General features: G+C 66.4%; 10 protein-coding genes. 7 read left to right on the top strand and 3 right to left on the bottom strand.

Annotated elements, in window-relative coordinates:
• The first annotated feature begins 41 nt into the window (after positions 1-41).
• The 6 genes from QW887_RS25430 (at position 42) to asnB (ending at position 8,465) form a co-directional block, all read left to right on the top strand.
• On the top strand, positions 42-1,199 hold the full coding sequence (locus QW887_RS25430) for a glycosyltransferase (protein WP_316164861.1): 1,158 nt from the start codon (positions 42-44) through the stop codon (positions 1,197-1,199).
• A 185-nt stretch (positions 1,200-1,384) separates the two neighbouring features.
• Positions 1,385-2,884, top strand: a complete 1,500-nt coding sequence (locus QW887_RS25425) for a lipopolysaccharide biosynthesis protein (protein ID WP_315752497.1) — start codon at positions 1,385-1,387, stop codon at positions 2,882-2,884.
• Between the two features lie 101 nt (positions 2,885-2,985).
• Entirely contained in the window at positions 2,986-4,326 is a 1,341-nt protein-coding gene (locus tag QW887_RS25420; RefSeq protein WP_316175884.1) for a glycosyltransferase family 4 protein, read from the top strand.
• Complete coding sequence (locus QW887_RS25415) at positions 4,326-5,384, top strand: Gfo/Idh/MocA family oxidoreductase (RefSeq protein ID WP_315717398.1); 1,059 nt, start codon at positions 4,326-4,328, stop codon at positions 5,382-5,384. The genes QW887_RS25420 and QW887_RS25415 overlap by 1 nt, the downstream gene beginning before the upstream one ends.
• Positions 5,381-6,412 carry an NAD(P)-dependent oxidoreductase gene (locus tag QW887_RS25410; protein WP_315717399.1) on the top strand — a complete coding sequence of 344 codons (1,032 nt, stop codon included), beginning with the start codon at positions 5,381-5,383 and terminating at the stop codon, positions 6,410-6,412. The genes QW887_RS25415 and QW887_RS25410 overlap by 4 nt, the downstream gene beginning before the upstream one ends.
• Positions 6,413-6,524: 112 nt before the next feature.
• A complete protein-coding gene (asnB, locus tag QW887_RS25405; RefSeq protein ID WP_315717400.1) occupies positions 6,525-8,465 on the top strand; it encodes an asparagine synthase (glutamine-hydrolyzing) in 1,941 nt (646 codons plus the stop codon).
• Between the two features lie 46 nt (positions 8,466-8,511).
• On the opposite strand, the gene QW887_RS25400 is transcribed toward asnB, so the two are convergent.
• The 3 genes from QW887_RS25400 to QW887_RS25390 form a co-directional block, all read right to left on the bottom strand.
• On the bottom strand, positions 8,512-9,288 hold the full coding sequence (locus QW887_RS25400; RefSeq protein ID WP_315717401.1) for an SDR family NAD(P)-dependent oxidoreductase: 777 nt from the start codon (positions 9,286-9,288) through the stop codon (positions 8,512-8,514).
• A 207-nt stretch (positions 9,289-9,495) separates the two neighbouring features.
• Positions 9,496-10,767 carry an acyltransferase gene (locus QW887_RS25395; RefSeq protein WP_315717402.1) on the bottom strand — a complete coding sequence of 424 codons (1,272 nt, stop codon included), beginning with the start codon at positions 10,765-10,767 and terminating at the stop codon, positions 9,496-9,498.
• Between the two features lie 76 nt (positions 10,768-10,843).
• On the bottom strand, positions 10,844-11,794 hold the full coding sequence (locus QW887_RS25390) for a glycosyltransferase (RefSeq protein WP_315717403.1): 951 nt from the start codon (positions 11,792-11,794) through the stop codon (positions 10,844-10,846).
• Between the two features lie 181 nt (positions 11,795-11,975).
• On the opposite strand from QW887_RS25390, the gene QW887_RS25385 reads away from it, so the two are divergent.
• Positions 11,976-14,027 (top strand): glycosyl hydrolase family 28-related protein, encoded by a 2,052-nt coding sequence (locus QW887_RS25385; protein WP_315717404.1) that lies wholly within the window; start codon positions 11,976-11,978, stop codon positions 14,025-14,027.
• The last annotated feature ends 1 nt before the right edge of the window (position 14,028 follow it).

The following is a 14,028-nucleotide window of genomic DNA, read 5'->3' as shown; positions in this document are numbered from 1 at the left end:
AGCACCGTGCAAGTGATCCAACAACACCAGAGTGAGGCGTCATGAGTTCGCAGCCGGGCAAGCCCCGCATCGCCGTCTTCTCACTTCGAAACATCTTCGGCAAAGCCCTCAATCGCGGTCCTCACGTCGAGTTCGAGGACATCATCTGCGAGGTCGATTCAGCCGAGATGTTTGCGCCCGTGCTCGACCCGTCGAGCCGACGGGCGAGCTTCGCCACCCGGCTGGGCTACCACGCGCCCGTGCTGTTGAATCCCGGGCTGGCGCGGATCGAGCCGCAACAGCAATACGACGTTCTGTTCGCGATCTGCGGATTCCCGCAGGACCTGATCATGTTCGATGCGATCGAGGATCTGAGAGGCGCGTGCAGGACCTCGGTGTGTCTGCTGGATGAGCTCTGGGTGAAGGAGATCGCCAAGCACCGGCATTTCCTGAAGATCCTCGCCAAGTTCGACGTCGTGATGCCGTTCCAGATCAGTACGGTGAAGCCGCTCAGCGAGGAGATCGGCAAGGCATGCGCGCATCTTCCGCTCGCCATCGATGCGATCCGGTTTTGTCCCTATCCCGATCCGCCCGCAAGGGTCATCGACGTCTTTAGCATGGGACGCCGCTCCCGTGTCACGCACCAATCACTGCTCGCGATGGCGCGGGACAGCGGCCTGTTCTATCTCCACGACACGATCGGCGGCAGCCAGGCCATCGATCTCCGGGAGCACCGGACGCAGATGGCAAACCTCGCCAAGAGGAGCAGGTATTTTCTGGTCAATCCCGGCAAGTTCGACGAGCCGCAGGAGACCGGGCGGCAGGTCGAGTTCGGCTATCGGTATTTCGAGGGCGCGGCGGCGGGAGCCATCATGCTCGGCGAGCGTCCCGACAACGAGCTGTTTCCGCGGCTGTTCGATTGGCCCGAGGTGATGATCGACGTGCCGCATACATCGCCCGACATCGACCGGGTCATCAGGGAACTGGACGACGATCCGGTCCGCCAGGACCGGATGCGGCGAACCGGCATGGTCCAGACGTTGATGCGGCATGACTGGGTGTATCGGTGGGAGACGATCCTGGAGGCCACGGGTCTGCAGCCGATGCCGGGCCTCGCTGCCCGCAAGGATCGGCTGAAGAGGCTGGCCGCGATGGCGGCCGGTCCGGCGATCACGCGCGAGCAGGAGTTAAATCGCAAGCCGGTATTGTTGGCGCAGTGACGTTTCAATCCTTTTCTCCGCCACAAGGAGACGTCATCGCTCCCCGCGGCCTCCGATCTCGGCCGCGAACGATTCTATACCGGCTGCATTTTCGATGGTCGGATTTTCATGGCCCTGGACGGATCTGTTTGGCCCGTGACTGGGAATCGGAAGGTTGGTTACGATGATTGAAAGCGATTGAACGGATGTCGGAAGCCGTCGCCGCCTATTTCGAGGAACATCGGGAGTCGAGCGATCTCGGACGCCGCGCGCTGCGCGGCGGCCTGATTTCCATCGTCATCCAATACGGCAATTCCGTGCTTCAGATCGGAGCGGCCATCGTTCTGGCCCGGCTGCTTGCGCCGGAGGATTTCGGGCTCGTCGCCATCGTCACCGTGCTGACGAGCTTCGCGCCGCTGCTGATCGACTTCGGCCTGCTCGATGCCACCGCCCAGCGCAGCAGGATCACTCCGGCCCAGGTCAGCGGTCTGTTCTGGGTCAGCACCGGCATCGGCGTTGCGGTGGCGATCGTCGTCGCGGCATCCAGCCCACTGATTGCCTGGATCTACGGTGATCCGCGACTGGAGCCGATCGCGCTCTGCGTCGCGATCACCTTCGTGCTGTCCGGGCTGACCAACCAGCACATGGCGCTGCTCCGGCGCACGCTGCAGTTCGGCCGCATCGGCCGGATCCAGCTGTTCGGCACGCTGGCCGGGACGGTTGCCGCCGTGGCCATGGCGTTCGAGGGCTACGGCTATTGGGCGCTGGTCATTCGCCCCGTCGTGACATCGATTTGCGTCGTGGTCGCCGCGTGGTCGGCCTGCCGTTGGCGGCCCAGCGCGCCGGTGTTCGACGCCGAGGTGCGATCGATGGTGCGTTTTGGCCTCCACGTCGTCGGATTCACGGTGGCCTATACGTTGTCGCGGGCGGTGGACCGGATCGCGCTCGGTCTGCTCTACCGGCCCGATCAGGTCGGGTACTACCAGAATGCGATGAACCTCTACGACAACTCGATCTATGCGGCGCTCAATCAGACGCATGCGGTGGGAAGCTCGGCGCTGAGCAAGTTCCAGGCAAATCCGGCCGCGCTTCGGCAGAAGTATGAGGCGGCACTGTCGATCCTGGCCTTCTTCCTGATGCCGGCGGCGGCGATCCTCTCCGTCACGGCGGAGGACCTCACCGTCGTGCTGTTGGGGCAGAAGTGGCAGGCTGCGGGAGCGCTGCTCAGCATCATCGCGCTGCGCGGCATTTCGCACGTCGTCGAGGGCTCGCAGGGCTGGCTGCATCTGTCGCTCGGGAGGGCGGACCGCTGGCAGACCTGGGGCATCATCTCTCTGGTCGCGCAGGTCGTCGCGGTGCTGGCCGGGCTGCCGTTTGGTCCGGTCGGCGTGGCCTGGGGCGTCGTGGCCGGATACTCGCTGATCGCTTTGCCGTCGGTGATGTATGCCGGACGTCCGATCGGGATCGGTGCGGAGCTCGTGGTCCGGGCCGTCGGAGCGCAGACCATCGGCGCCGTCGCGACCGCAGCGACCGGCTGGTGGCTGCAAGCGACGTTTCTCGGAGCCTACCCCGCGCTCGTGCGCATGATCCTGTCCGGCTGCTTCTGCGGCTGTCTCTATCTCGCGATCGTCGTCGGCGTGTTCCGGGTCCGCGAGCCGCTCAGGATCGCAGGTACGATCGTCCGGGACTTCATCGGCAAGCGTTGAGAGGGAGCGAAAGGAGCCCGGAACCCCGCCCTCGTGCCGCGATTAACTATCGCGATCGTTAAATGTTACATATAAAATATCCCGTGATTTAAATGTTTTAAATGGTCATGACCAGCGACAACCACCCAGGCTTGGATGTGATGGAGGCGGAGCCTGCGCCGTCGGCGCAGCGCGACCCCGAATGGTCCGCGTCCGGTTTCGCCGATCGCCGGCGGCTCAGCATCCTCAGCGTCTCGCACATGCCGGCGAGCCCGCCGCGGTTCGGGGCACAGGCGCGCATGCACGGGCTGATGACCCAGCTCGCGCGCCGCCACGACCTCACGGCGGTGATGATGGTCGATGACGCCTTCGACATCGAGGAGTGCCGGCGGGCCATGCAGGCCTATTGCCGCGACGTGGTGCTCGTGCCGAACCCTTACGGCCGTGACGGTCTTGCGAAGCGGCTGCTGCAACTGCGCTCGCTGGTCTCGGTGCGGAGCTTCGACCGGCTGCGCGTGGCCCTGCCGGAATTGCAGCGGGTGCTGGATCGGGTGCTGCGGACCACGCGGTTCGACGTCGTCAATCTCGAATTTCCCTATCTGGGCCACTGCCTGTTCCGTCAGGCGCCGGCCGGCGCGATGCCGCCGCGGCTGATCATCGACTCGCATGAGATCGCCTACGATCTGGCGCGGCAGTTCGCCGCCACGGGCGCAAGCCTGGGCCGTCGGCTCTACGCCGGTGCGAACTGGCGCAAGCTGCGCCGCGAGGAGATCGCGGCCTATCGAAAAGCCGATGGCGTCTATCTCTGCAGCGCGGACGACGAGAAGCGTCTGCATGACGACATTCCGAACGCCCGCACTGCGGTCATCCCCAACGCCGCCGATGTCGAGTTCTATCAGCCGCGCAGCACCGACCCCGCGCCCGACGGCCGTACGCTGGTCTATTTCGGCCTGCTGTCGACGGTGCCCAACATCGATGCGGTCACGCATTTCGTACACGACATCTGGCCTCGTATCGCCGCCCGGCACCCGGATGCGCGCTGCAAGATCATCGGCGGCCGGCCGCCGCCGGCGTTGACGGCGCTGGCCGGGCCGCGGATCGAACTGACCGGCTTCGTGCCGGACCTGCGGCCGCACCTCGCCGCGGCAGCGGCGGTGATCGTCCCGCTGCGGCTCGGTGGCGGCACGCGGCTGAAGATCGTCGAGGCCATGGCGATGGGCAAGGCGATCGTCTCGACCAGCCTGGGTGCCGAGGGCATCGAGGCGATGCCCGGACGCGACATCCTCATCGCAGACGAGCCCGACGCCTTTGCAGATGCGGTCAACGGGCTGCTCGCCGAGCCCGATCTTGCGGTGCGGATCGGCGGCGCGGCGCGGCAGGTCGCGGTCGAGAAATATGCCTGGAGCGCGGCCGCACAAGCGCTCGAAGACTTCTATTGCGAGATCCTGGAGACCCGTTCGTGATGAAGGCCGTGCTCATCGGGGCAGGGCAGATCGCCCGCCAGCATCTCGCCTGCCTCAACACCTTGCCGGGCGTTCAACTGGCCGGCATCTGCGACCTGTCGCCGGCAACGGCGGAGGCCGCGGCCGAGCGTTACGCGATCCCGTCCTGGTTCACCGATCATCGCACGATGCTGCAGACGGTGCGGCCCGATGTGGTGCACGTGACGACGCCACCGACCTCGCATTTTCGACTCGCGATGGACGCGCTCGAGGCCGGCGCGCATGTGATCGTCGAGAAGCCCGCGACCTCGACCTTCGACGAGCTGCAGACCCTGACCTTGCGCGCCAAGCAGACCGGCCGCCATGTCGTCGAGGACTACAACTACGTCTTCAACCGGGCGCCGCAGGAGATACTCCGTCGCATCGAGACCGGCGAGTTCGGTGCCGTGACCCATGTCGACGTGCTGATCTGCCTCGACATCCTCGGCCCCGACGGCTTTGCCGATCCGAATTCGCCGCATCCGGCGCTCAAATTGGCGGGTGGTGCGATCGCCGACTTCCTGCCGCATCTCGCCTCGCTGTCGCATGCCTTCGTCGGCCCACACCGCAAGGCGGAGACGGTCTGGAGCAAGCGCAAGGCCTCGCCGCTGCCGTTCGACGAGTTTCGCTGTGTGGTCGAGGCCGAGCGCGGCACGGCGACGCTCGGCTTCAGCGCGAGCGCGCAGCCCGATGCGTTCTGGCTGCGGGTCTATGGCGAGCGGATGCAGGCGACCGCCAATCTGTTCGAAACGCGGTTGACCTTCGATGGCCCGCGCAACGTGCCGAAGCCGCTGCGCCCGTTCTTCAGCGGACTGGAGGAGGGCCGCGACATCCGCCGCGCGGCGCTTTCGACCTTGCTGCGCAAGTTCAAGGGCCCAGGCGCCTATGAGGGGCTGTGGGAGTGCCTGGCGCGCACCTATCAGGCGCTCGGCTCGGGAACGGCCTTGCCGATCACGATCGAGGACGTCCTGGCCGTCAATCGGATGGTCGAAGCGATGAAGCCGACGGAGCAGGCGGACATGAGGAAGCTGGCGATATGAAAGCCCTGGTCACTGGCGCCAACGGGTTTCTCGGCCGGCATGTCGTCGATGCGCTGCTGGCCCGCGGCATCGAGGTTCGCGCCATGGTGCGTCCGGCGACGCGCGTTGACGCCCTTGGCTGGCCGTCGTCGGTCGACATCGTCAGGGCCGACCTGCGCACCTCGCGCGACCTTGCTCGCGCGTTCGAGAATGTGGATGTGCTGATCCATCTGGCGGCCGTGGTCGCCGGCGGCGAGGACGCGCAATTCGCCGGCACGGTAGGCGGCACCGAGCGGCTGCTCGAGGCGATGGCAGGCAGCGCCTGTCGCAGGCTCGTGCTGTGCAGCAGCTTCTCGGTCTACGACTACACTGCGACCCGCGACGTCCTCGACGAAAGCGCGCCGCTGCAGCAGACGCCCGACGTCTACACCCGTGGCGGCTACACCGTCGCCAAATGGTGGCAGGAGCGGGTGACGCGCCGCTACGTCGAGAAGAACGGCTGGGATCTCACCGTGCTGCGTCCCGGCTTCATCTGGGGACGCGGCCACGGCTATCTCGCCGCGCTCGGCCAGCAGATCGGACGCCACCACGTCGTCATCGGGCCGCTGACCCGCATCCCCATGACCCATGTCGAGAACTGCGCCGACGTCTTCGCGCTGGCGGCGACGGATTCGCGGGCGATCGGCCAGACGCTGAACATCGTCGACGGTCCCGGCGAGCGGGTCTGGACTTATCTGTCGGACTACATGCGCGGCACCGGCGAGCGCGGCCTCCGGTTGCCCATCCCGCATTGGCTCGCCAGCAGCATCGTACGGCTGGCGTTTGCGACCGTGTTCAGGCGGGCGACCAAAGTGCCGGCGATCCTGACGCCCAAGAAGTTCGACGCGATGCTCAAGCCGCTGCGCTTCGACAACCGCAAGCTGAGGGAGACGCTTGGCTGGACGCCGCCGCTCGACTACGAACAATGCCTGGCGCGGACCTACGGTCCGCTGCCGGCTGCGGCGCCAGCGCCGGCGTCCTGGTCGTCCGGAACGGCTGCTTCCATTTGAGGGCCGAGATGGTCCTGCGATGCCCGAGGTCTGGTCGCACGCGATCTCGCGCGCGAGGCCGTTCCGTGTCGTCGGTCATTTTGACGTCGCGCGTCTCAAACGGAATGTTCTGATGTGTGGCATCGCTGGGATCATCGGACGGGTTGACGACCACAACCGCGCAGCGCTGCAGCGGATGAACGATGCCATGCTCCATCGCGGTCCGGATGCCGGGGGAGTCTGGACCTCGCCCGCGGACGAGCGTGGCTGGGGCGCGCTGCTGGCGCACCGCCGGCTCGCGATCCTCGATCTGTCGCCCGCCGGTGTGCAGCCGATGACCGATCCGGTCACCGGGCATGTCATCGTCTTCAACGGCGAGATCTACAATTTTGCCGACCTGCGGCAGCGCCTCGTCGCCGGCGGCCAGCAGTTCAGCTCGACCGGCGATACGGCGGTGATGCTGCGCGCGCTCGGCCTGCATGGGCCGGAGGCGGTGGCATGGTTGCGCGGCATGTTCGCGTTCGCCTGCTGGGATCCGAAGGAGCGCCGGCTGCTGCTGGCGCGCGATCCCCTCGGCATCAAGCCGCTGTACGTCGCCCGCGCGTCGAAACCCGACGCGGGCTGGTCGGTGGCCTTCGCATCCGAGCTGCGTGCTCTCCTGGCATCCGGCCTTCTGGGCAGGGCCCAGCTCGATCCGCAGGCCGTCGCCAGCGGCGTCTGGAACGGCTTCGTGGTCGGTCCCGGCACGGCGGTGAAGGGCGTCGAACTGCTGCCTCCAGGCCATCTCACCACGTTCGACGGCGTCGGCAACATCATCCGCGATGAGGATTTCTGGTCGATCCCGGAGCGGGCTCCGGACCCGACGATGGACGAGGATCATCTTGCCGAGATCCTCGAGGAGGGGCTGAGGCTGCATCTCGCCAGCGACGTGCCGCTCGCAGTGTTTCTCTCGGGCGGCATCGATTCCTCGGTCATGGCCAATCTGGCGCAGCGCGCGGCCACGGGTCCGATCCACACCTTCACGCTTGCTTTCGAGGAGCAGGAGCTGAACGAGGGGCCGATCGCGCGCCAGATCGCCGCCGCCATCGGCACCGAGCATCACGAGGTGGTGCTGACGGAGCAGCACTTCGTCGACAACCTCGATGCCGCGCTCGACAGCCTGGACCAGCCGACCTTCGACGGCCTGAACTCATACTTCATGTCGCACGCCATCCGCGGCGCAGGCTTCACGGTGGCACTGTCGGGGACCGGCGGCGACGAGCTGTTCGGCGGCTATACGTCGTTTCGCGACCTGCCGATCCTGCAGCGATGGTCGGAGCGCACGGCCTGGGTGCCGGCCGGCGTCAAAGCCGCTGCGGCGAAGCTGGCCGCGCAGATGCTGTCGCCGTCGCGCGGAACGGTGGCGCCGCAGACGCGCTGGGCCAAGCTTCCGGAGATGGTTCGACGCGGCGACGATCTTCTGGCGCTCTACCAGATGGCCTATGCGCTGTTCCTGCCCGGTTTTCAGCGCGAGCTGCTCGCGCCTGATCTCGTCGATACGCTGACAGATGGGCTGCCGGCCGCGATGAGAGCGAAGATCACCGCGGAGACGCGCGCGCGCACTCCGCTGTCGGCGATCAGCGTCATGGAGCAGCGCCTGTTTCTCGGCGAGCGCCTGCTGCGCGACAATGACGTGGCGAGCATGGCGGCCTCGCTGGAGCAGCGGGTGCCGCTGGTCGATCAGGTGCTGTTCGAAAGCGTCGACCGGCTGCCCGATGCGACGCGCTACGCGCCGCTGCGAAGCAAGGCGATGCTCAGGCGGATCGGCCTGCGTGGCCTCGATCCGTCGCTGTTCGACCGGCCGAAGAGCGGCTTCGTGCTGCCGCTCGATCGCTGGATTCGGCGCGGCCTGCAGGATGCAATGGACCGGACCCTGCGGGACCCGCAGGCCGTTGCGCCGGTGGGGCTGGACCCCACGGCCGTGGAGCGCCTCTGGCGCGCCTTCCTCGATGGGGCGCCGGGGATCTATTGGTCGCGCATATGGTCGATCTACGTGTTCGTGCGTTGGTGCCACCGTCATCGCGTCTTCCGCTGACGCGCGATCGACATCACGAGAATCGGCCGCATCGAGGCGCGCGTGCTCAGGCCTCCGGCATGACGACTCCGCCGCACACCGGCACGCGAACGCCGGTCACGAAACCGGCGAGGTCCGAGGCCAGAAACGCGATCATGTTGGCGACGTCCTGATCGTAGCCGCGCCGTCCGAGCGGCACGGACCGCTCGTAGAGCGGCTGCACCTCGTCACGGTCACGACGGTCCTTGTCGGAGACGACCCAGCCCGGGGCGACCTGATTGACCGTGATGCCATGCGGTCCGAGCTCCCGCGCCAGGGACCGCAGCATGCCGTCCATGGCGCATTTGGCCGCCGTGTAGGGCGCGCGATTGGGCAAGGCCAGGCTCGTCATCTCCGTGCCGAGAGAAATCAGGCGTCCCCATTTTCGCTCGATCATCGGGCCGGAAAACACCCGCGCGGTCGCCCAGGCCTGCAGGACCGAGGAGCGAAACACCTTGTCGAACTGGTCGGGCGTCTGCTCGACGACGGGACGTTCGTCGTACCATGTCACCGCATTGTTCACGACGATGTCGACGGGGCCGAGCACACCCTCGGTGACGCGGCGCATGGCCTGCACATCCTCGAGCTCGGCAACGTCACCCGAAATGGTGCAGGCGTGCTGCGGCTGGAGCTCGTTCAGCTCCTCGCACAGCCTCTCCGCAGCAGCGCGCGCCGTCAGATAATGGATGGCGACCTTTGCACCACAGGCCGCCAGTGTCCGGGCGATCGGGCGGCCGAGCTCTCCCGCCGCTCCCGTGACCAGCGCGACCTTGCCCGAGAGATTGATCTGGAGCGGGGACCTCAACGGTCGCAGTGCCGGATCGTCCGGCAGGGGACCGAGCGTATGTCGTCGAATTCGTCGTGCAACTGCGCTCGCGATCCGCATCCACCCGTCCCCGAAAGTATTCATTGGTCGGGGTCGCAGTATTAAATGCGGGACTAATTATTTAAACTGCACAATTTGACGCATTTGTGCAGCAGGCGATGGAGCGGTGAAGGGGTGCCGATGCGCTCAGGATGCGCGCGGCGTCGGACTCTCGGCGAGACGGTTGCCGAGCCGCCAGTCTGCGCCGGACGCGTCCTGCGCTGCTCTCGCAGCAGGCGCCGGCCTGAACTTGCGCCGGAGCTGTCTGAAATACGGCTCGATGAAGCGCTCGATCGCCGCCGCGTAGATGACAGAGATCAGGAGCGCGAGCGGAAACAGCAGATAGGGCTTGGCAGCGATCGCGGGCAGGTTCTTGTCGATCGTCCGGATCACGACGTTGTGGATCAGATAGATCGCATAGGAATAGGTGCCGAGCGTCATCACCCAGGAGCGGTTGAGATGACGAAACAGCGGCGCGTCGGCGAAGCGGACTGCGAAGTAGAACAACGGCATCAGCGCCAGCCCCTGAAGGCTGTAGCGGGCGGTCTCCCGGAACACCGCATCACGGTAGACGAGCGAGACCAGCAGCGCCGCCGCGGCGACGGCCAGCAGCGCCCATTGCGCCGCCGACATCCGCCCCGAGGCAGAGCGCTGCCGCACCGGGTTCATGACCAGCGCCAGAATGCAGCCATAGGCGATCGAGTCGATGCGGGTGTCCGAGGCGTAATAGGTGCGGTCGGAGAAGAACCCAGGGGCATGCACGAGATGGATGCGCCAGGCGAGGACGCCGAGGCAGACGAGCCCGAGCAGCGCGCCGATGGTGCGCGGCCGCAGCGCCGATCCGAGCAGCAGCGTCATCAGCAGGGGATAGACGATGTAGAAGTGCTCCTCGACCGCGAGCGACCAGAGAATGCCGGTGCCGTCGGGCACCGTATTGCCGGGATCGAAGAACAGACCGTAATAGTTGGCGAAATACAGCACCTGGGCCGCCAGGCCCTTGACGGTCATTCCGCCGTCCAGCAGGCCGGCGGCGGTGAGGCCGTAGGCGATCGCCAACGACAGCAGCAGAGGCGGCATCAGCCGGAACACGCGCCGCGCATAGAAGCTGGGAACGTCGAGCGCGCCGGTGCGCTGATGCTCGGCCAGCATCAGCGTGGAGATCAGGAAGCCGCTCAGGAAGAAGAAGATGGTGACGCCGAAGCCGCCGGGGACCATGGCCTGAAGCCCGGAATGACCCAGGACCACGATCAGCACCGACAGCGCGCGGATGCCGTCGAGTGATGGAATGAGCGGGGATGCGCTGCCATGGGCGTTCGTGCTGCGGGACGCTGCCGGCGCGGTCGCCTCGCCGCCAGGCGCCGTTATCGGCGGCACGGCGGAAGCGGCACGAAAGCGGCTGAGCTCGAGAATCTTGGCCATGTTGTCCAGACGGGGTCGGAGAAACACGTAGCTTCGTCGTCGTCGTGTCAATGCCGCGGCGATCGGCCGCCGAGCGTCATCGCGTGTCGGCCGCGGCGTGGCTGGCGCGCCAGAGTTGGGCCCGCTCCGCGTTGATCCGGGCCGTGGCGGCGCGCTTGCCCAGGCGCAGGCAGGCATGCTGATAGGCGCGGAGGAAGCGGCGGAATTCGAGATCGTCGTAGCGCGGCAGGCCCGTCAGCCAGCTCCGGAAATAGCCCCACAGCATCGCGGTGCTGCCGATCAGGGCGGGATAGGCCGGCAGGTGATAGACCGCCACCGCGAGCTGATACAGCGGCGACGTTCCCATGAAGTACTGGCCGAAACCCTTGCGCAGCCGTCCGGTCCAGATGCCCTTGTGACTGGCGCCCTGCGGCCGCAAATGGATGAAGCGCAGCGCTTCGGTGTCGATGCTCTCGGCGATCCAGCCGAGCATGCGGCAGCGGTGGCAGTCGATGCCGTCCCACATGACCTGGCGCACGAAGCCGCCGATCTCCTGGAAGCAGGCGACGCGGTAGAACTTGGTCATCCCGACCGACATCTCGTCGCCGCAGACCTCCGGCTCCAAGGCGCCGGTCTGCGGGTGGACGAACCACGGCTTGCCCGAGGTGGTCCCGACCCGCGGATCGCTCTCCATCCGCTCCATCAGCAGCTCGAAGTAGCGCGCGGGCAGATCGAGGTCCATGTCGAGCTTGCAGAGATAGTCGAAATCCTCCAGCCGCACGCTCTCCAGGCCGGCATAGAATGCCTCGATCACGCCGGGTCCGACCTTGCGTCCGCCGCGGTCGGCGCGGCGGATCACGCGCAGATAGGGCAGGCGCTGGGCGTACTCGTCGAGAATGGCCGGGGTGTCATCGGTCGATCCGTCATCCACCACGATCCACAGCGCCGGCGGCACCGATTGCGCAGCGACGCTGTCGAGAGTCCGGCGGAGATATTGGGCCTCGTCCCGGCAGGGCGAGATGAGCAGGTAGCGGCGCGATGGCGTCACGTATCAAATCCCTTGCCGAAGGCGGAAGATTGGGACGAAGCTCTGCCGAGCAGGGCGTCGCCGGCCGCCTTTCAATAAATTAAATCGTGATTTAATATTATGTCATGGCGCGTGTCAAAGTCATGGTGTTTTTAAATCGGCGCCCGTTTTGGCTGTGTGACCGGTCCTGCGAGAGGTTCTCATGGATGACATCGGCCTCGTGATCCCCGGCTGCACCCAGGCTTCGTCCCGGCCGGTCGCGCGCGTGACGCGCCGGATCGACGCCGCCTGCATCCGTGCGCTGTTCACGGCAGCGCTTGCCCTGCTGTTCCTTCGCGGCGTTGCCGCGGCCGCCGAGCCGACCGCGTCCACCGGGCCGTCACTGGCCGGCAATCTGCTGCCGGTGGAGCGTCTCGCCGCCTGGAATCCCGGGCTGATGTCAGCCGGCGGTATTCCGAACCGGACCATCATTTACCGCACGCTGTCTCCGAGTGGGAGAGACGACAGCAGCGCGATTCAGGCTGCCTTGACCGCTGCACCCGCCGGCCAGGTGGTGATGCTCGGCCCCGGGACGTTCATCGTCAACGAGCCGCTCCTGATCAGCCGGCCAGTGACGCTGCGCGGCGCCGGCGCAGGCGCGACCAGGCTGGTGAAAACCAACGGTGCGCGGGCACGAACGCCGGTCGTGATTGCCGGCACCAAGGGAATCCTGACGCCGGTCGACCCGAGCTCGTACAGCTACGACGCCAAGCCTGTCATCATCGTCGGACCTTCGCGCTGGAACAATGGCCCCGACAGCAGCGCGTCGCAGGACCTGTTGGCGGACGGCGATCAGGGGACGTCGACCGTCGCCCTCGCCAGTGCCGCGGCCTTGAAGCCGGGCGATTTCGTTCTGCTCGACGAGGTCTCAGGCGCATCGTGGCAGGCGACGCCGGCGGGTTTTCCAGCGGGAGCGAAGGTCTGGCAAGGCGACCGCGTCGCCTGGAACATGCACTATCCGGTTCAGCCGGGCGACGACAATGCCGGTGCCAATGCCGGAGGTCCCTATGACCAGGCTCCCGGCGTGTTGCCGAAGTCGATGTCGTGGTTTGCCCGGACCGACCGGGCGACCGCCGAGATCAAGGAGATCGCCTCGGTGACCGGCAGCACGGTGACATTCACCTCGCCGCTCACGATCAGCTATCGCCGGGATCACCAAGCGCAGCTCACGCCTTATAGCACCGACCCGAACAGCGGTCGCCACGCCGCCAACAATCGCGACATCCACGTTGCCAAGGTGGGCGTCGAAGATCTGAGCATCGTCGGCGGGGCGGACGGCGCGTTGCGGTTCGAAGCCGCTGCTTATTCCTGGGCCAGATCCGTCGAGGTGACGCAATGGCTCGGCGAGGGCGTGGCGATCGACAATTCGTTCCGGGTCGAGCTCCGCGACTCCTACATCCACGCCGGCTCGTGGCCGCAGCCGGGCGGCGCCGGATACGCGATCAGCCTGGCGACGGGCTCCTCGGAGGTCCTGATCGAGAACAACATCCTCGTCGACGTCTGCAAGAACATGGTGTTCCGGTCGTCCGGCGCCGGCAGCGTCGTCGGCTATAACTATGCCGACGACTCGTTCGATTTCGACAATCCCGGCTGGGTCGAGGTCGGCATCAACGCGTCGCACATGGCCGGCGCCCATCACGTCCTGTTCGAAGGCAATCTGTCCCACAATGCCGACAGCGACTACACCCATGGCAACGCGATCTATCTGACCTTTTTCCGCAACCATCTCACCGGCCAGCGCCAGCGCTTCGTCGATCGTTCGGGCGTTCGAGCCGTCGGTCTCGCCTATGGCTCGTGGTGGGATTCGTTCGCCGGCAATGTGCTGGGCCGACCTGGACGCATGAGCGGTTGGAGCTACGACGATCCATCGATGCGGGCCGGAACGGCGGTTTGGGGGCAGGGCGGTGTCGGCAACGTCTGGGTGCTTGGCTACGACCCGGAGCGATGGACCATGGCGCCTGATCCGAAGACGCTGGCCACGGTGATCCGCGGCGGCAATTTCGACTATCTCACCGGCAAGGTGGTCTGGACGGACGCTCTCGCGGCGCAGCCGCTGCCGGCGTCGCTGTATCTGAGAGCCAAGCCCGGCTTTTTCGGCAGTCATCCGTGGCCCTGGGTGGACCCAACCGGGGATACCAAGCTGCATACGTTACCGGCCAAGGCGAGATTCGATGCGGGCGCGCCATTCGCGGCGGCGCCGGGATCAACGCAATAGC

Source organism: Bradyrhizobium sp. SZCCHNRI3052 (assembly GCF_032484895.1).
Taxonomy (GTDB): Bacteria; Pseudomonadota; Alphaproteobacteria; order Rhizobiales; family Xanthobacteraceae; genus Bradyrhizobium.
Note: the sequence above shows the minus strand (reverse complement) of the source record. Positions and strands in the feature narration are given on the sequence as shown.

Excerpts from the sequence above, each read along its gene's own strand:
- QW887_RS25430 (WP_316164861.1), top strand. The coding sequence starts at position 42 with ATGAGTTCGCAGCCGGGCAAGCCCCGCATCGCCGTCTTCTCACTTCGA.
- QW887_RS25425 (WP_315752497.1), top strand. The coding sequence starts at position 1,385 with ATGTCGGAAGCCGTCGCCGCCTATTTCGAGGAACATCGGGAGTCGAGC.
- QW887_RS25420 (WP_316175884.1), top strand. The coding sequence starts at position 2,986 with ATGGTCATGACCAGCGACAACCACCCAGGCTTGGATGTGATGGAGGCG.
- QW887_RS25415 (WP_315717398.1), top strand. The coding sequence starts at position 4,326 with ATGAAGGCCGTGCTCATCGGGGCAGGGCAGATCGCCCGCCAGCATCTC.
- QW887_RS25410 (WP_315717399.1), top strand. The coding sequence starts at position 5,381 with ATGAAAGCCCTGGTCACTGGCGCCAACGGGTTTCTCGGCCGGCATGTC.
- asnB (WP_315717400.1), top strand. The coding sequence starts at position 6,525 with ATGTGTGGCATCGCTGGGATCATCGGACGGGTTGACGACCACAACCGC.
- QW887_RS25395 (WP_315717402.1), bottom strand. The coding sequence starts at position 10,767 with ATGGCCAAGATTCTCGAGCTCAGCCGCTTTCGTGCCGCTTCCGCCGTG.
- QW887_RS25385 (WP_315717404.1), top strand. The coding sequence starts at position 11,976 with ATGGATGACATCGGCCTCGTGATCCCCGGCTGCACCCAGGCTTCGTCC.